The sequence below is a fragment of the Streptomyces sp. NBC_00386 genome (genome assembly GCF_036063235.1).
GTDB lineage: Bacteria > Actinomycetota > Actinomycetes > Streptomycetales > Streptomycetaceae > Streptomyces.
The window spans coordinates 2,390,271-2,406,210 of the sequence record NZ_CP107950.1 but is presented as its reverse complement, the minus strand read 5'-3'; the positions used below and the strand labels follow the sequence as shown (position 1 = coordinate 2,406,210).

The 15,940-nt window shown below is 70.7% G+C and carries 17 protein-coding genes; 4 read left to right on the top strand and 13 right to left on the bottom strand.

Annotated features, from left to right (window positions below; genetic code table 11):
* The first annotated feature begins 43 nt into the window (after positions 1 to 43).
* On the top strand, positions 44 to 766 hold the full coding sequence (locus OG780_RS10440; RefSeq protein WP_328446914.1) for a 3'-5' exonuclease: 723 nt from the start codon (positions 44 to 46) through the stop codon (positions 764 to 766).
* A 140-nt stretch (positions 767 to 906) separates the two neighbouring features.
* Here OG780_RS10440 and OG780_RS10435 read toward each other — a convergent pair whose 3' ends face one another.
* A complete protein-coding gene (locus tag OG780_RS10435) occupies positions 907 to 1,770 on the bottom strand; it encodes a phosphotransferase enzyme family protein (protein ID WP_326784900.1) in 864 nt (287 codons plus the stop codon).
* Positions 1,771 to 2,017: 247 nt separating this feature from the next.
* Positions 2,018 to 4,291: an MMPL family transporter gene (locus OG780_RS10430; protein ID WP_328446911.1), complete on the bottom strand. Its 2,274-nt coding sequence runs from the start codon at positions 4,289 to 4,291 to the stop codon at positions 2,018 to 2,020.
* Positions 4,292 to 4,588: 297 nt separating this feature from the next.
* On the opposite strand from OG780_RS10430, the gene OG780_RS10425 reads away from it, so the two are divergent.
* From OG780_RS10425 to OG780_RS10415, 3 genes are all read left to right on the top strand, one after another.
* Positions 4,589 to 5,137, top strand: coding sequence for a DUF1697 domain-containing protein (locus OG780_RS10425; RefSeq protein WP_328446909.1), 549 nt, complete (start codon positions 4,589 to 4,591; stop codon positions 5,135 to 5,137).
* Positions 5,130 to 5,522, top strand: a complete 393-nt coding sequence (locus OG780_RS10420) for a nuclear transport factor 2 family protein (protein WP_328446907.1) — start codon at positions 5,130 to 5,132, stop codon at positions 5,520 to 5,522. Before OG780_RS10425 ends, OG780_RS10420 begins: the two co-directional genes overlap by 8 nt.
* 215 nt (positions 5,523 to 5,737) lie before the next feature.
* Entirely contained in the window at positions 5,738 to 6,355 is a 618-nt protein-coding gene (locus tag OG780_RS10415) for a mycothiol-dependent nitroreductase Rv2466c family protein (RefSeq protein ID WP_328446905.1), read from the top strand.
* Between the two features lie 37 nt (positions 6,356 to 6,392).
* Here OG780_RS10415 and OG780_RS10410 read toward each other — a convergent pair whose 3' ends face one another.
* From OG780_RS10410 to OG780_RS10360, 11 genes are all read right to left on the bottom strand, one after another.
* Positions 6,393 to 7,139 carry a sirohydrochlorin chelatase gene (locus tag OG780_RS10410; protein WP_328446903.1) on the bottom strand — a complete coding sequence of 249 codons (747 nt, stop codon included), beginning with the start codon at positions 7,137 to 7,139 and terminating at the stop codon, positions 6,393 to 6,395.
* 7 nt (positions 7,140 to 7,146) lie between these two features.
* Positions 7,147 to 8,049: an ABC transporter permease gene (locus tag OG780_RS10405; RefSeq protein WP_328446901.1), complete on the bottom strand. Its 903-nt coding sequence runs from the start codon at positions 8,047 to 8,049 to the stop codon at positions 7,147 to 7,149.
* Positions 8,036 to 8,824, bottom strand: a complete 789-nt coding sequence (locus OG780_RS10400) for an ABC transporter ATP-binding protein (protein WP_328446899.1) — start codon at positions 8,822 to 8,824, stop codon at positions 8,036 to 8,038. The genes OG780_RS10405 and OG780_RS10400 overlap by 14 nt, the downstream gene beginning before the upstream one ends.
* 36 nt (positions 8,825 to 8,860) lie before the next feature.
* On the bottom strand, positions 8,861 to 9,982 hold the full coding sequence (locus tag OG780_RS10395; protein WP_328446897.1) for an aliphatic sulfonate ABC transporter substrate-binding protein: 1,122 nt from the start codon (positions 9,980 to 9,982) through the stop codon (positions 8,861 to 8,863).
* Positions 9,983 to 10,208: 226 nt separating this feature from the next.
* Complete coding sequence (locus tag OG780_RS10390; protein ID WP_328446895.1) at positions 10,209 to 11,564, bottom strand: sulfate adenylyltransferase subunit 1; 1,356 nt, start codon at positions 11,562 to 11,564, stop codon at positions 10,209 to 10,211.
* A gap of 2 nt (positions 11,565 to 11,566) precedes the next feature.
* Positions 11,567 to 12,505, bottom strand: a complete 939-nt coding sequence (cysD, locus tag OG780_RS10385; protein ID WP_328446894.1) for a sulfate adenylyltransferase subunit CysD — start codon at positions 12,503 to 12,505, stop codon at positions 11,567 to 11,569.
* Positions 12,502 to 13,101 (bottom strand): adenylyl-sulfate kinase, encoded by a 600-nt coding sequence (cysC, locus tag OG780_RS10380; protein ID WP_328446892.1) that lies wholly within the window; start codon positions 13,099 to 13,101, stop codon positions 12,502 to 12,504. The genes cysD and cysC overlap by 4 nt, the downstream gene beginning before the upstream one ends.
* A complete protein-coding gene (locus tag OG780_RS10375) occupies positions 13,098 to 13,808 on the bottom strand; it encodes a phosphoadenylyl-sulfate reductase (RefSeq protein ID WP_328446890.1) in 711 nt (236 codons plus the stop codon). The genes cysC and OG780_RS10375 overlap by 4 nt, the downstream gene beginning before the upstream one ends.
* Entirely contained in the window at positions 13,805 to 13,984 is a 180-nt protein-coding gene (locus OG780_RS10370) for a hypothetical protein (protein ID WP_261704338.1), read from the bottom strand. Before OG780_RS10370 ends, OG780_RS10375 begins: the two co-directional genes overlap by 4 nt.
* Positions 13,981 to 15,675 (bottom strand): nitrite/sulfite reductase, encoded by a 1,695-nt coding sequence (locus tag OG780_RS10365; RefSeq protein ID WP_326784887.1) that lies wholly within the window; start codon positions 15,673 to 15,675, stop codon positions 13,981 to 13,983. The genes OG780_RS10370 and OG780_RS10365 overlap by 4 nt, the downstream gene beginning before the upstream one ends.
* A gap of 135 nt (positions 15,676 to 15,810) precedes the next feature.
* On the bottom strand, positions 15,811 to 15,894 hold the full coding sequence (locus tag OG780_RS10360) for a putative leader peptide (RefSeq protein WP_309486338.1): 84 nt from the start codon (positions 15,892 to 15,894) through the stop codon (positions 15,811 to 15,813).
* Positions 15,895 to 15,940: the final 46 nt, after the last annotated feature.

Below are 15,940 nucleotides of genomic sequence, written 5' to 3'. Positions count from 1 at the left end.
GGAGACCACTGGGGGAAAGCACCACGAAGAAGGGGGGCCACCCATGGGCTGGCACCGGGAGCTGCTGATCGGCTTCGACCTGGAGACGACCGGGACCGATCCGCGCGAGTCGCGCATCGTCACGGGCGCCGTGATAGAGGTCAAGGGCGGAGAGCCGCTGGGCCGCCGCGAATGGCTGGCCGATCCGGGCGTGGAGATCCCGGTCGACGCGGTGGCCGTGCACGGGATCACCAACGAGCGCGCGACCGCCGAGGGCCGCCCCGCGGACGAGGTGGCCGACGCCATCGCCGGAGTCCTCGTCACCTACTGGCGCACCGGCGTTCCGGTCGTCGCGTACAACGCCGCCTTCGACCTCACGCTGCTCTCCGCCGAGCTGCGGAGACACGGACTGCCGTCGCTGGCCGAGCGGCTCGGCGGCATCGACCCGGCACCGGTCATCGACCCGTACACGATCGACCGCTCCGTGGACCGCTACCGCCGGGGCAAGCGCAACCTGGAGGCGGTCTGCACCGAGTACGGGGTGGTCCTCGACTCCGCCCACGACGCCTCGGCCGACGCCCTCGCCGCCGCCCGGCTCGCCTGCGCGATAGCCGGCCGCCACCCCAAGGTCGCGGCCCTCGGTCCCGTCGAGCTGCACCGGCGCCAGATCGAGTGGTACGCGGAATGGGCGGCGGACTTCCAGTCCTTCCTGCGCCGCAAGGGTGAGACGGACGCGGTGGTGGACGGGACCTGGCCGCTGCGGGACCTGGCGGACGAACACGTCTGACCCGACCGGGGGCCGGGGCGCGCCCCTCGTGCGGCCCTGGGCAGGCGGGCACCCGGCATCCGGGTGGGCACCTGGCTCCGGGCGGCCCCGAATGGGCACCTGACCTCAGGGCGGCCCTGGGCGGGCACCCCGGTGGCAGGTCAGAACGGGTACCAGCGCACCGTCTCGTCGCCGTCCCGCAGCGACGCCACCCGGCGTTCGAACTCGGCCAGTGCCTTCGGGTTCGTCGGCGCGTGCTGGGCGACCCAGGCGCAGCTCGCGGTCTCGCGGGCACCCCGGAGCACCGAGCAGCCCTCCCACGCCCGGACGTCCCAGCCGTACGTCTCGGTGAAGGAGTCGTAGGCCTCGGCGGGGAGCCCGTAGCGGTCGCGGGACAGGGCCATGACCACCAGGTCGTGCTCCCGCAGGTCCGCGGCGAAGGTCTCCAGGTCGACCAGGACCGGCCCCTCCGGGCCGACATGGACGTTGCGGGGCAGCGCGTCGCCGTGGATCGGGCCCGGCGGGAGCTGCGGGGTGAGCGCGGCGGCCGCCTCGGCGAAGCCGTCGCGCCGCTCCCGCAGGTACGCCGCGTCCGCGGGGGCGATCGCGTCGCCCGCCAGACGCAGCCAGCGCTCCACACCGCCGAGGAGTTCGCGGGGCGGCAGAGCGAACGAGGGGGAGGGCAGCGCGTGCACCACCCGCAGCAGCCCGGCCAGATCGCGCGGTTCTGCGGGGCGGACGGCGTCGGGCAGCCGGTGCCACACCGTCACGGGGTGTCCGTCGACCAGCAGCGCTTCCGGCTCGGCGGCCCGCACCGCGGGGACGCCCGACTCGGCGAGCCAGGCGGCGACGGCCAGTTCCCGGCGTGCCCGGTCGTGGAGTTCGGCGTCGCGCCCCACCTTGACGACCAGGTCACCGGCGCCGAACACCGCGTTCTCGCCGAGGGCGAGGAGCGACGCGTCCCGCACCGGTCCCGGCAGCACCTTCGCCGCGGCCAGTACGTCCCGCGCCCGTGCCTCGTCCATCGCTCGCCTCCGTGTGCTCGCATGCCGCCCGCGCGGCCCTCGCGTACGACGGCTCCGGGTGCGCGCCGTCCGTCGGTCAGTCTCGCATTCCCCCAGGCCGGACCGGGCGAAGGGTCTGTCGGCCCCTCCGGGAGGAGGAGACCGACAGGCCCTGGTGGTGTGCGGTTCTCCCGGCCGGCCGACTGGCCGGCCGGGAGCCGAGGCGGCGGCGGTGGTCGGCCGTGGCCGATGCCGGCCGGGACAGGTCCTAGACCCCGGCCCGCTCGCCCTGGAGCACCGGCGGCGCGACCGCCTCGGGGGCCTCGTCGTGCGTGAGGTCGGGCATCCGGTTCAGCCACTTCGGCAGGTACCAGTTGCGCTCGCCGAGCAGCGCCATCACCGCGGGGAGCAGGACACCCCGGATGATCGTCGCGTCGATGAGCACCGCGGCCGCCAGGCCCACGCCCATCTGCTTCATGGACTGCATGGACAGCGTTCCGAAGATCGCGAAGACGGCGACCATGATGACGGCGGCGCTGGTGACGACACCGGCCGTGGTGACCACCCCGTGCCGGATCGCGTCCTTGGTGCTGCGGCCGCGCAGCCGGGCCTCACGGATCCGGGAGACCACGAACACGTGGTAGTCCATCGAGAGCCCGAAGAGGATCACGAAGAGGAACAGCGGCAGCCAGGCGACGATCGCGCCGACGCCCTCCGCGCCCACCAGGGACGCGCCCCAGCCGTGCTGGAAGACCGCGACCAGGATGCCGTAGGCGGCCGCCACCGAGAGGAGGTTGAGCACGATCGAGGTGATCGCGATCGTCAGCGAGCGGAACGAGAGCAGCATCAGGAGGAAGGCGAACACGACCACGAAGGCGAACACCGGGGTCACCGAGCCGACCAGCTGGTCGTTGAAGTCGTGCGACCCCGCCACCTGACCGGTGATGGGCGCCTCCAGCCCGTCGACCTTGCCGAGCGTCTGCGGGCGCACCTTGTCACGCAGCAGCTCCAGGCTCTTCTCCGCCTTGTCCTGGTCGGAGCCGCCGACCAGCGGGACGAAGACGAACGCGACGTTGTGCTCCGCGTGCACCTTGATGTCGACCGGACCGCGCGAGGCACCCGAACTGACCGCCGTCGCACGGAAGTCGGCGAGCGCCGCCTTCACCTCGGGGGCGTTGATGTCCCGCGCCCTGACGACCACCTCGGCCGGCTCGGAGCCGCCGGGGAAGGCCTCGTTGACCCGGTTGTAGGTGCCGACGATCGCCAGCGAGTTGCCGAACTCCTTGTCCAGGGTGAGCTGTTGCGTCTTCATGCCGAGCGCCGGAGCGGCGACGGCGAGCAGCGCGCCCGTCGCGACGACCAGCGAGACCAGGGGCTTGGCGAGCACCACGCGCAGGACGGCGCTCCAGAACCGGCTGCCCTCGTCGGCCGGACGGCGGCCGTTCCGGCCGCCGTCCGCACCGCGCCGCTCGGCCCGGCGCAGGAACGGAAGGCGGCCCTTCTCGACGCGGTCGCCGAGCAGGGAGAGCAGCGCGGGCAGCACGGTGACCGAGCCGACCATGGCGACGGCGACGACCATCAGCGAGGCCAGGCCCATCGCCTCGAACTCGGCGAGCCCGGTGAACAGCATGCCCGCCATCGCCACGCACACGGTGACTCCGGAGACGATGATGGCGCGGCCACTGGTCGCGGCGGCGATCCGCAGGGCCGTACCGGCGTCACGTCCGGCCTCGCGCTCCTCGCGCTCACGCCGCAGGTAGAACAGGCAGTAGTCGACGCCGACGGCCAGACCCACCAGCAGCATCACGGAGTTGGCCGTGTCGCTCATCGGCATCAGATGGCTGACGATGCCCATCAGACCCATCGTCGCCATGATCGCGGTGACCGCGAGCGCCACCGGCAGCAGTGCCGCCACCAGCGCGCCGAAGGCGATCAGCAGGATGCCCAGCGCCACGGGGACGGCGGAGAGTTCGGCCTTCTGGAAGTCGTCGCCGAACGCGTCGTCGTACTGCTTCATCATGCTCGCGCCGCCGATCTCCTCGATCCGCAGCTCGGCGTGGTCCTTCTGCACGCCCTTGACGGCGTTCAGCACGGGCTCGACGCGGTCGCCCGCCGTCTCCGAGTCGCCGCGCATGTCGAACTGGACGAGCGCGCTGCGCCCGTCCTTCGAGATCGTCTTCGTGTCGTACGGGGAGGTCACGTCCGTGACCTTGCCGGTGGCGCCGACCGCCTCGACTACCGCGGCGACCGCGCTCCTGAACTCGGCGTCCGTGGCCTTCGTGCCCGCGTCCTTCGCCTGGATCAGGACCGTCTCACTGGCCGGCTCCTTGATGCCGGCGTCCTCGATGATCTTGGCCGCGGTGTGCGTCTCGCCCTTGAGCTGGTCGCTCTCCTTGACGTCGACGCGACCCGCCGCGGAGCCGAGGCCCATCGCCAGGACGACGAACAGCACCCAGATTCCGACGGCCGCCCATCGGTGGCGGGCGCTCCAGCCGCCTGCTCGCGCGGCGATGCCGCGCACCCGTGTGTCTGCGTTCCCCATGACGGGCCTGCCCCCTTGAGCACGGTGACAGCCCCTGCCGCCACCTTTCGTAATGAAGGTATGGGCCCGATAAGCGCGTCTCCTCGTACTGTCCGGTGAACTGCCGGACCTTCCGCTCCTCCCCGCGGACCCCGGGTCCTCCGCACTGGGGAGGACGGAAGCCCCTTACACCTAACGGCACTTCTCGGGGATGCCGCTCAGGGATCGGGCCTGTTGCCGGAAGCCCGGCGGGCGGCCCCACGGGTACGGTCGTCGTGCCCACCCTCGGGGGCGCGGCACCCGGCCTATGGTGTTCGGATGACGACGACGTACGCGGCGCTGTTGCGCGGCATCAACGTGGGCGGCGCGAAAAAGGTGCCGATGGCCGAGCTGCGCACCCTGATGGAAGGACTCGGGTACGGCGACGTCCGTACCTATCTCCAGAGCGGAAACGCGGTGTTCAGGAGCGACGGCGGAGACGAGGAGTCCCTCGCCGAGGAGCTCTCGGGGGCCATCGAGAAGCACTTCGGCTTCGGCGTCGGCGTACTCGTCCGCGATCACGCCTACCTGCGGGCCGTCAGGGAGGCCTGCCCGTTCCCGGCCGCCGAGCTGGAGGGCAGGCAACTGCACGTCACCTACTTCTCGGCGCCCGTCGACGCCGAGCGCTTCGTCTCCGTCGAGCCCGCGGCCTTCCTCCCCGAGGAGTTCCGCCTCGGCGACCGCGCCCTCTACCTCTACGCACCCGACGGCCTCGGCCGCTCCAAGCTCGCCGAGGCCCTGGCGAAGCCCAGACTGCTCAAGGGCGTCCTCGCCACCACCCGGAACTGGAACACGGTCGTCAAACTGGAGGAGCTGACCGGTGCTTGAGCGCAATGCCGCCGTCGAGGCCGCCATCGAGAGCGAACTGCGCCTGCTCGATCCGACGGTCCGCCGCTCGGCCGACCTCGTCGCCGCGCTGCTGCACCCCGGCTTCCACGAGTTCGGCGCGTCCGGCCGCATCTGGGACCGCGCCTCGACCGTCGCGTCGCTGGCCGCCGGGATGGAGGACGGCGGCCGCATCACGACCTCGCGCATGAAGGGGGTGCAGCTCGCCCCCGACCTGGTCCACCTGACCTTCGACACCGACAACAACGGCCGCCGCGCGCACCGGAGTTCACTGTGGCGGCTGTCCGGGAACGAATGGCTCCTCTACTTCCACCAGGGCACTCCGTACGATCCCGCCGAGGATGACGTGTCCGTCGAGGAGGCGTGAGCCACGGGATCCTGAGGAGGTACGGGCCCCGCGTTCCTGAGGAGGCGGGGGCCCCGCGTTCCCGGCGGGGAAGCGCTCCGCGGCCGCCACGAGGGCACCGCCGGCCTGACGGACGGGCCGACCCGGCGGACAGGCCGGGCCGGGAGAATTGGCCCAAGATTTCCGTGCGGGATTGGGCCAGGATTCTGCGCCACCGCGTGACTAGCCTCGACGGTATGACGACCACTTCGCCCACGCGGGTCGACTTCTGGTTCGACCCCGCCTGCCCCTTCGCCTGGATCACCTCGCGCTGGATCCTGGAGGTCGAGCGGAGCCGCCCGCTCGACCTCCGGTTCCACGCCATGAGCCTTTATCTGCACAACACCGGCAACGAACTCCCCGACTGGTACCGGGATCTGGTGGACAGGTCCATCGGTCCGGTACGGGTGACGGTGGCCGCGGCGGAGGCGCACGGCGAGAAGGTGCTGCGCGATCTCTACACCGCCCTCGGCACCCGCATCCACCAGCAGGGAAACAAGGACTTCGACGCGGTGACCGCCGAGGCGCTCGCCGAGCTCGGACTCCCGGCCGCCCTCGCCGACGCGGCCCACGACTCCGCGTACGACGAGGCGGTGCGCCGCAGCCATGACGCCGGAACCGAGGCGGACACCGGCGCCTATGTGGGAACGCCCACTCTCCACGTCGACGGAACGGTGTGGTTCGGCCCCGTACTCCGGGCCGTCCCGCGTGGTGAGAAGGCCGCCGAACTCTTCGACAGCTTCCGTGTCCTCGCCGCCCACCCCGACTTCTTCGAGCTCAAGCGGACCCGGACGGGCGGCCTCTCCTTCGACTGATCCCGGCGGAACACCGGGCCGCCCCCGAACCCGGGAGTCAGGCTCCCAGCGCCGCCAGCGACGGCATCCGTGCCTCGTCGTAGCGGTCCAGCAGGAGGCGCGCGACCTCCGGCGCGGGACCGAGGACGTCGGCGAGTACGTCCGCCCCGGCGGCGCCCCGGGCGATGCGGTCCGGCAGGAAGCCGGGGGCCAGGACGTACGGCGCGACGGCGACGCGTTCGCAGCCGAGGGCGCGCAGCTCACGGACGGCGTCCTCGGTGCGGGGAAGGGATGCGGAGGCGAACGCGGGCCGCACGGCGCACCAACCGGTGTGCCGCCACTCCCGCGCGATTTCTGCGATCACCGCGATCGCCTCCGGGTCGGTGGACCCCGCCGAGGCCAGTACGACCCCGGCCCGGGACTTGTCGGCGGGCGTCAGCCCGGCCTCGTACAGCCGGCGTTCGAGCGCGGCCGTCAGCAGCGGGGACGGGCCGAGCACCTCCGCCTGCCGGATCCGCAGCCGCGACGGTGCCTGGCGCAGCACCGCCGGGATGTCCGACTTGGCGTGGAAGGCGCGGGTCAGCAGCAGCGGCAGGGCCACCACATCGCGAACGCCCTCGGCCGCCAGGGAGTTCAGCACCCCCTGCACGGAAGGGATGTTGAAGTCCAGGAAGCCGGTCTCCACGCGCAGGCCGGGGCGCTGGGCGCGCACCCTTCGTACCAGGGCATGCACCGTCGCGGCGTGCCGCGGATCGCGGCTGCCGTGGGCGATGACGACGAGGACGGGACGCTCCGGCCTGCTCATGACGGGGTCAGCCCTTCACCAGGAGTCCGCGGCTGCGCAGCACCCACCGCTCCACCGGGCTGAAGACGATCAGGTCGATGGCGATGCCGACGAACAGGATGAGGAAGATGGCGAGGAAGACCATCGGCATGGAGCTGGCGTTGCGGCCGTTCTCCAGCAACTGGCCGAGTCCCACGCCGAGGTCGGGGGAGGAGGCGATGATCTCCGCGGCCATCAGGGAGCGCCAGGAGAACGCCCAGCCCTGCTTCAGACCGGCCAGATAGCCGGGCAGCGCGGCCGGCATCACGATGTGCCAGGTCCCGCGCAGGCCCGTCGCGCCCATCGTGCGGCCCGCCCGCAGGAACAGCGGCGGCACCTGGTCCACGCCCGACACCAGCCCGTTGGCGATCGACGGGACGGCGCCGAGCAGGATCACCGCGTACATCATCGAGTTGTTCAGACCCAGCCAGATCACCGCCGGCGGCACCCAGGCCACCGAGGGCAGGGACTGCAGGCCCGAAAGCATCGGGCCGATCGCGGCGCGCACGAACTTCACCCGGGCCACCAGCAGGCCCAGCGGCGTCCCGATCACCAGGGCGAACAGGAAGCCGAGCAGACCGCGCGAGACGCTGGTCCAGATGTAGTCGAGCAGTGTGCCCTGGAGCCAGGCGTTCTTGACCTCGCTCCAGACGTCGGACGGCGAGGGCAGCTTGGTCGGGTCGTCGACGATCTTGAAGGTGATCAGCGCCTGCCAGGCCGCCACGACGATCACGAACGCGACCAGCGGCGGGAGCACCTTCTGCCGGAACGTCGTGCCGAAGGAGCTGCGGCCGGCCACGGAGGACTCCAGCGCGTCGAGGCCCGCCTCCAGACCGCCCAGCCCGTCGTTGTCCTTGACGGCCGCGTCCGACTTCGTCTCAGTGCTGGCCATGACGGCGGATCTCCCCACGCAGTTCTTCGGTGATCTCGATGGACAGTTCCGCCACGGGGGCGTCCTCGATGCGGCGCGGCTGCGGGATGTCCACCCTCCACTCGCGGGCGATGCGCCCCGGGCGGGAGGACAGCAGGACCACGCGCTGGGCGAGCCGCACGGCCTCGCGGACGTTGTGCGTGACGAAGAGGACGGACAGTCCCGTCTCCCGCCAGATCCGCGTCAGCTCGTCGTGCAGGACGTCCCGGGTGATCGCGTCCAGCGCCGCGAACGGCTCGTCCATCAGCAGGATCTGGCTGTCCTGGGCGAGCGCCCGGGCGAGCGCCACACGCTGGCGCATACCGCCGGACAGCTCGTGCACCCGCTTGCCGTACGCGCCCTTCAGCCGGACGAGTTCGAGCAGCTCCTCGGCGCGCCCGCGCCGCTCGGCCTTCGGAACTCCCCGCAGTTTCAGGGCGAGTTCGATGTTCTTGCCCGCGGTCAGCCACGGGAAGAGGGCGTGCTCCTGGAACATCAGAGCCGGGCGCCCGTTGGTCGTGATGCTGCCGGTGGAGGGCTTGTCCAGCCCCGCCACCAGGTTCAGCAGTGTGGACTTGCCGCACCCCGAGGCCCCCAGGAGGGTGACGAACTCGCCCGGCGCGACATCGAGGGTGATGTCGTCGAGGACGAGCTGGGGTCCCGCGGGTCCGGCGAAGGACTTCGAGACGTGCTCGATGCGGGCGGCGTACTCCGTCGTGTCGGCGCCGTCGGCGGCCTTGGCGAGTGTCGTTGCCATGGTCGTCACCTCCTGAGAACTCATCGGGATACGGACTTACTTGACGCCGAGACCGGCGTCGTCGACCGTGCTCTCGCCGGCGGCGGCGAGGACCTTGTTCAGGAGCGCCAGGTCGTAGATGCCGGTCAGGTTCGGCTTGTCCAGGAGACCGGCCTTCACCGCGTGGTCCGCCTCGCTGTTCAGCGTGGAGGCCAGCGGGTCGTCGGTGATCTGGATGGACTTCCAGGCCGGGTCGAGGACGTCGGCCGGCAGCGCCTTGCCGGAGTCGGCCTCGAGCTGCTTGTTCGCCGAGGCCTTCGCCTCGTCCGGGTTGGCGTTGATCCACTTGTTGGTCTCGACCGAGCCCTTGAGGACCGCCTCGACGACCTTCGGGTGCTCCTTGAGGAACTTCTGCGACACGATGATGTTCGTGATCACGAACTTCTTGTCGGGCCACAGGTCCGACTCGTCGAGCAGGACCTTGCCGCCCTCGGCGACCAGCTTGGACGCGGTCGGCTCCGGCACCCAGGCGCCGTCGATGGAGCCGGACTTGTAGGCGTCCGGGGTGATCTTGTTGTCGGTGCGGACGACCGACACATCACCCTTGCCGCTCTGCGCGTCGACCTTCCAGCCCTGCTCCGCGGCCCAGTTGAGGAACGCCACGTCCTGCGTGTTGCCGAGCTGCGGCGTCGCGATCTTCTTGCCCTTGACGTCCTTCAGGGACTTGATCGTCTTGGGGTTCACCACGAGCTTGACGCCGCCCGAGGCCGAACCGCCGATGATCCGCAGACTCTTGCCCTCGGACTTGGTGAATCCGTTGATGGACGGCGAAGGACCGATCCAGCCGATGTCGATGGAGCCCGAGTTGAGCGCCTCGATCTCCGAGGGCCCGGCGTTGAAGATCTGGTACTTCGCGGCCGTGGCGCCGAGCTCCTTCTGGAAGAAGCCCTTCTGGTTGCCGACCAGCGCGGTGGCGTGCGTCAGGTTGCCGAAGTAGCCGATCTTCACGGAGTCGAGTCCGTCGATCTTCTTCGAGCCGACGGCGACCTTGGCCGCGGAGTTGTCGTCCTTGGCCTCGGAGCCGTAGCTGCACGCGGCGAGCGCGAGCAGGGGGAGAGCGGTGACGAGGGCTATGCCGCGGCCCAGCAGCTTGGTGCGCGTGGAGCGGATGGCAGGCACGGGAGGGTTTCCTCTCGTCGGCCCGGCGGTCACGCCTTTCTCAGGTCGTGGCCGGGAGGTCGGCAGGTCTTCGTTTGTGCAGGCGGTGGGGAGTGAGGGCGCGCAGGCAGTGCGCGTACGTCATCGCGCACATCGCGCCACTCCGCCCTGCCCGCTGCCGAGGGCGCCGCTGCCGACGCGGCCGCCCTCCTTCGCGAACGTGGAGTAGATGTCGACGGGGTTCATGTCAGAAGTCCCAGCCGTCGTCGTCGGACTCGTCCTTGACCGGCTGCGGAGCCGCGAAGGACTCGCCGATCATGCCCGCGGTGAGGGTGGTGCCGTCGGCGGGGTCGATGAGGATGAAGGCGCCGGTGCGGCGGGAGTCGGCGTAGGAGTCCAGGGGCAGCGGTTCGGCGGTGCGGATCTTGACGCGGCCGATGTCGTTGGCGACCAGCCGGCCCGGGTGCGGGTGCAGCGAGAGGTCGTCCAGGGTCAGCCGGGAGGGGATGTCCTTGACGATCGCCTTGACCGTGCGGGTGCCGTGCTTGAGCAGGACCCGGTGGCCGACGGTGAGCGGTTCGTCGGCGACGTGGCAGACGGTCGCCTCGACGTCCTGGGTGGTCGGCGGCGCGTCCTTGCTCGGCACGAGCAGGTCACCGCGCGAGATGTCGATGTCGTCCTCCAGCAGGAGGGTCACCGACTGCGGGGTCCAGGCGATGTCGACCGGCTTGCCCAGCAGGTCGATCCCGGCGACCTTCGTGGTGCGTCCGGAGGGCAGCACGGTGACGCTCTCGCCGACCCGGAACGAACCGGCCGCGATCTGGCCGGCGTAGCCGCGGTAGTCGGGGTGCTCGGCGGTCTGCGGGCGGATCACGTACTGGACGGGCAGCCGGGCGTGGCAGTGCGCCAGGTCGTGGCTGACCGGGACGGTCTCCAGGTGTTCCAGGACGGTGGGGCCGCCGTACCAGTCCATGTTGGCGGACGCGTCCACCACGTTGTCTCCGGCGAGCGCGGAGATCGGGATCGCGGTGATCTCGGGGACGCCCAGCTCGGAGGCGTAGGCGGTGAACTCCTCGGCGATCGCCGCGAAGACGGACTCCTTGTACTCGACGAGGTCCATCTTGTTGACGGCCAGGACCACGTGCGGGACGCGCAGCAGGGCGGCGACGGCGGCGTGGCGGCGGGTCTGCTCGATGACGCCGTTGCGGGCGTCGACGAGCACGACGGCCAGGTCGGCGGTGGAGGCGCCGGTGACCATGTTGCGGGTGTACTGCACGTGCCCGGGGGTGTCGGCCAGGATGAACCGGCGCCGGGCGGTGGCGAAGTAGCGGTAGGCGACGTCGATGGTGATGCCCTGTTCGCGCTCGGCGCGCAGGCCGTCGGTGAGCAGGGCCAGGTCGGGGGTGTCCTGGCCGCGGTTGCGCGAGGCGTGCTCGACGGCCTCCAGCTGGTCGGTCAGGATCGACTTGGAGTCGTGCAGCAGGCGTCCCACCAGGGTGGACTTGCCGTCGTCGACGGAGCCCGCGGTCGCGAAACGCAGCAGGGTGGTCGCCGTCAGCTGTTCGACCGACAGGGGCTCGGCGGGTTCGGTGGTGCTGGTCATGTCTAGAAGTACCCCTCGCGCTTGCGGTCTTCCATCGCGGCCTCGGACATCTTGTCGTCGGCGCGGGTCGCGCCCCGCTCGGTGAGCCGGGACGCGGCGATCTCGGTGATCACCTGCTCCAGCGTGGTCGCGTCGGAGTCGACGGCGCCGGTGCAGGACATGTCACCCACCGTCCGGTAGCGCACGAGGCGCTTCTCGACCGTCTCGCCGTCCTTCGGCCCGCCCCACTCACCGGCGGTCAGCCACATGTTCGAGCGCTGGAAGACCTCACGCTCGTGCGCGAAGTAGATGTCCGGCAGCTCGATGCCCTCACGGGCGATGTACTGCCACACGTCCAGCTCGGTCCAGTTCGACAGCGGGAACACCCGCACATGCTCACCGGGCGCGTGACGGCCGTTGTAGAGGTTCCACAGCTCGGGGCGCTGGCGGCGCGGGTCCCACTGCGAGAACTCGTCCCGCAGCGAGAACACCCGCTCCTTGGCGCGGGCCTTCTCCTCGTCCCGGCGCCCGCCGCCGAACACGGCGTCGAAACGCTCCGACTGGATCTTCTCCGTCAGCGGCAGCGTCTGCAGCGGATTACGCGTCCCGTCGGGACGCTCACGCAGCACACCGCGGTCGATGTAGTCCTGCACGGAGGCCACGTGCAGGCGCAGACCGTGCCGCTCCACGGTCCGGTCGCGGTACTCGAGGACCTCGGGGAAGTTGTGGCCGGTGTCCACGTGCAGCAGCGTGAAGGGGACCGCCGCCGGGGCGAACGCCTTCAGCGCCAGATGCAGCATGACGATCGAGTCCTTGCCGCCGGAGAACAGGATCACCGGCCGCTCGAACTCACCCGCCACCTCACGGAAGATGTGGACGGCCTCCGACTCCAGCGCGTCCAGGTGCGACAGCGCGTACGGGCTGCTCTCGGTCTCCTCGGAGACACTGGCGACGGTCGTCATGCGAGACCCTTCTCGGTGAGCAGCGCGTGCAGCGCGGCGGCGGACTCCTGCACGGTCTGGGTGTGCGACTCGATGCGCAGGTCGGGCGACTCGGGCGCCTCGTACGGGTCGTCGACCCCGGTGAGCCCCGTGAGCTCGCCCGCGGCCTGCTTGGCGTACAGACCCTTCACATCGCGTACGGAGCACACCTCGACCGGGGTCGCCACGTGCACCTCCAGGTACGTCGTCCCGTTCTCCTGGTGGCGCCCGCGCACCGCCTCACGGCTGTCCGCGTACGGCGCGATGACCGGGACGAGCGTCTTCACGCCGTTGCGGGCCAGCAGTTCGGCCAGGAAGCCGATGCGCTGCACGTTGGTGTGCCGGTCCTCGCGGCTGAAGCCGAGGCCCGCCGAGATGAACTCGCGGATCTCGTCGCCGTCGAGGACCTCGACGCGGTGGCCCTCCTCGCGGAGCCGGCCGGCCAGCTCGTAGGCGATGGTGGTCTTGCCGGCACTCGGCAGACCCGTGAGCCAGACAGTGGCTCCGCTCGTCACTTGCCGCTCCTGGGAAATCGTGGGGGCCGCGCCGGGCGCGGTGTCCGTCGTGGTCGTCGTCATCCGTGCAGCCCGCACTCGGTCTTGGCGCGGCCCGCCCAGCGGCCGGCGCGCGCGTCCTCGCCCTCCAGCACCCGGCGGGTGCACGGCGCGCAGCCGACGGAGGCGTAACCGTCCATCAGCAGCGGGTTGGTGAGGACCCCGTGCTCGGCGGCGTACGCGTCCACGTCCGCCTGCGTCCAGCGGGCGATGGGCGAGATCTTGACCTTCTGCCGCTTCTCGTCCCAGCCGACGACCGGGGTGTTCGCCCGGGTCTCGGACTCGTCGCGGCGCAGCCCGGTCGCCCAGGCGTCGTACGCGGTCAGGCCCTCTTCGAGCGGCTTGACCTTGCGCAGGGCGCAGCACAGGTCGGGGTCGCGGTCGTGCAGCTTCGGCCCGTGCTCGGCGTCCTGCTCGGCAACGCTCCGACGCGGGGTCAGGGTGATGACGTTGACGTCCATCACGGCCTCGACCGCGTCACGGGTGCCGATGGTCTCGGGGAAGTGGTAGCCGGTGTCGAGGAACACCACGTCCACACCGGGCCGGGCGCGGGAGGCGAGATGGGCGACGACCGCGTCCTCCATGGAGGAGGTCACGCAGAACTTCCCGCCGAAGGTGTCCACCGCCCACCGGAGGATCTCCAGCGCGGAGGCGTCCTCCAGGTCGCGCCCCGCCCGCTCGGCCAGGCTCTTCAAGTCCTCGTCCGTGCGCTCTTGCCGAACGGCCGTCATATCTCCGCCCCTCCACGCTCTTCCCGCTGGACGCCCCGGGACAGCAGTCCCAGGAACTTCAGCTGGAAGGCTCGGTTGCACGCCGCGCATTCCCACGCGCCGTGGCCCTCTTCGCTGGGTCGCAGGTCTTCGTCTCCGCAGTAGGGGCAGTAGAACGGTGCGGCACGCTCGCTCACGACAGCGCCTCCTCGGAGGCACGCGCGGCCCAGGCGGCGAAGCGCTCGTCGTCCTCGCGCTCCGCCTGGAAACGCTTCAGGACACGCTCGATGTAGTCGGGCAGCTCGTCCGAAGTGACCTTCAGGCCGCGGACCTTGCGGCCGAACCCGGCCTCCAGGCCGAGCGCGCCGCCCAGGTGCACCTGGTATCCCTCGACCTGCTCACCGTTCTCGGCGAGGACCAGCTGGCCCTTGAGACCGATGTCCGCGACCTGGATACGGGCGCAGGCGTTGGGGCAGCCGTTGATGTTGATGGTGATGGGCTCGTCGAACTCGGGGATGCGGCGCTCGAGTTCGTCGATCAGGGAGGCGCCGCGCGCCTTGGTCTCGACGATCGCGAGCTTGCAGTACTCGATGCCGGTGCAGGCCATCGTGCCGCGCCGGAAGGTGGAGGGGCGGGCGGTCAGGTCGAGAGCCTCCAGGCCCTCGACGAGCGAGTCGATCTGCGCCTCCTCCACGTCGAGCACGATCATCTTCTGCTCGACGGTGGTGCGCAGCCGGCCCGAGCCGTGCGCCTCGGCCAGCTCGGCGATCTTCGTCAGGGTGGCGCCGTCGACGCGGCCGACGCGCGGGGCGAAGCCGACGTAGTACCGGCCGTCCTGCTGCCGGTGCACTCCGACGTGGTCGCGCCAGCGGGCGACGGGCTGGTCGGGGGCGGGGCCGTCGACCAGCTTGCGCTTCAGGTACTCGTCCTCCAGGACCTGGCGGAACTTCTCCACACCCCAGTCGGCGACCAGGAACTTCAGACGGGCGCGGTTGCGCAGCCGCCGGTAGCCGTAGTCACGGAAGATCGACAGGACGCCGATGTGGACGTCCGCCACCTCGTCGAGCGGCACCCAGGCGCCCAGGCGCTGGCCGATCTTCGGGTTGGTGGAGAGACCGCCGCCGACCCAGAGGTCGAAGCCGGGGCCGTGCTCCGGGTGGTTCACGCCGACGAAGGCGACGTCGTTGATCTCGTGCGCCACGTCGAGCAGCGGCGAGCCGGAGATCGCGGTCTTGAACTTGCGGGGCAGGTTGGAGAAGTCCTTGTTGCCGATGACCCGGCGGTGGATCTCCTCGATGGCCGGGGTGCCGTCGATGATCTCGTCCTCGGCGATGCCGGCGACGGGCGAGCCGAGGATGACGCGGGGCGTGTCACCGCAGGCCTCGGTCGTGGACAGGCCGACGGCCTCCAGGCGGTCCCAGATCTCCGGGACGTCCTCGATACGGATCCAGTGGTACTGGACGTTCTGACGGTCGGTGAGATCGGCGGTGCCGCGCGCGAACTCCTGCGAGATCTCGCCGATGACACGGAGCTGCTCGGTGGTCAGCCGGCCGCCGTCGATCCGAACCCGCAGCATGAAGAACTTGTCGTCCAGCTCCTCCGGCTCCAGGATCGCGGTCTTGCCGCCGTCGATCCCGGGCTTGCGCTGGGTGTACAGACCCCACCAACGCATCCGGCCGCGCAGGTCGTTGGGGTCGATCGAGTCGAATCCCCGCTTCGAGTAGATCGTCTCAATGCGTGTCCGCACATTGAGACCGTCGTCGTCCTTCTTGAACTGCTCGTTGCCGTTGAGCGGGGTGAAGTGACCTACGGCCCACTGGCCCTCGCCGCGGTGACGGCTCACCTTGCGGCGGGGCGCGACGACGGGATCCTGAGGGGTGGCGGCCATGGCTGTTACGTCCTTCGAGACTGCGGGGCAGGTCTGACTGCGGCTCTGACCTGCGCATACGGGTGCATACGGAAGAATGGGCGCAGCACTGCGCAAGGGTCGCAAAAAAGAGGGGGTTCGGCGCTGCTGGGCTGATCAGCTCGCCGGACAGATGGCGCTGGACATGCGGCCGAGGTCGACGTGCCGCCGACTCACCAAGGCAATTCCAGTTCCAGACATGACGGAAGCGTGTCACGGGGATCTCGGGGCAGTCCACCGTCATCCA

What these genes read in the sequence shown, in the direction of transcription:
- OG780_RS10440 (WP_328446914.1), top strand. Translation starts at nt 44, where the DNA reads ATGGGCTGGCACCGGGAGCTGCTGATCGGCTTCGACCTGGAGACGACC.
- OG780_RS10435 (WP_326784900.1), bottom strand. Translation starts at nt 1,770, where the DNA reads ATGGACGAGGCACGGGCGCGGGACGTACTGGCCGCGGCGAAGGTGCTG.
- OG780_RS10430 (WP_328446911.1), bottom strand. Translation starts at nt 4,291, where the DNA reads ATGGGGAACGCAGACACACGGGTGCGCGGCATCGCCGCGCGAGCAGGC.
- OG780_RS10425 (WP_328446909.1), top strand. Translation starts at nt 4,589, where the DNA reads ATGACGACGACGTACGCGGCGCTGTTGCGCGGCATCAACGTGGGCGGC.
- OG780_RS10415 (WP_328446905.1), top strand. Translation starts at nt 5,738, where the DNA reads ATGACGACCACTTCGCCCACGCGGGTCGACTTCTGGTTCGACCCCGCC.
- OG780_RS10410 (WP_328446903.1), bottom strand. Translation starts at nt 7,139, where the DNA reads ATGAGCAGGCCGGAGCGTCCCGTCCTCGTCGTCATCGCCCACGGCAGC.
- OG780_RS10405 (WP_328446901.1), bottom strand. Translation starts at nt 8,049, where the DNA reads ATGGCCAGCACTGAGACGAAGTCGGACGCGGCCGTCAAGGACAACGAC.
- OG780_RS10400 (WP_328446899.1), bottom strand. Translation starts at nt 8,824, where the DNA reads ATGGCAACGACACTCGCCAAGGCCGCCGACGGCGCCGACACGACGGAG.
- OG780_RS10390 (WP_328446895.1), bottom strand. Translation starts at nt 11,564, where the DNA reads ATGACCAGCACCACCGAACCCGCCGAGCCCCTGTCGGTCGAACAGCTG.
- cysD (WP_328446894.1), bottom strand. Translation starts at nt 12,505, where the DNA reads ATGACGACCGTCGCCAGTGTCTCCGAGGAGACCGAGAGCAGCCCGTAC.
- cysC (WP_328446892.1), bottom strand. Translation starts at nt 13,101, where the DNA reads ATGACGACGACCACGACGGACACCGCGCCCGGCGCGGCCCCCACGATT.
- OG780_RS10375 (WP_328446890.1), bottom strand. Translation starts at nt 13,808, where the DNA reads ATGACGGCCGTTCGGCAAGAGCGCACGGACGAGGACTTGAAGAGCCTG.
- OG780_RS10365 (WP_326784887.1), bottom strand. Translation starts at nt 15,675, where the DNA reads ATGGCCGCCACCCCTCAGGATCCCGTCGTCGCGCCCCGCCGCAAGGTG.
- OG780_RS10360 (WP_309486338.1), bottom strand. Translation starts at nt 15,894, where the DNA reads ATGTCTGGAACTGGAATTGCCTTGGTGAGTCGGCGGCACGTCGACCTC.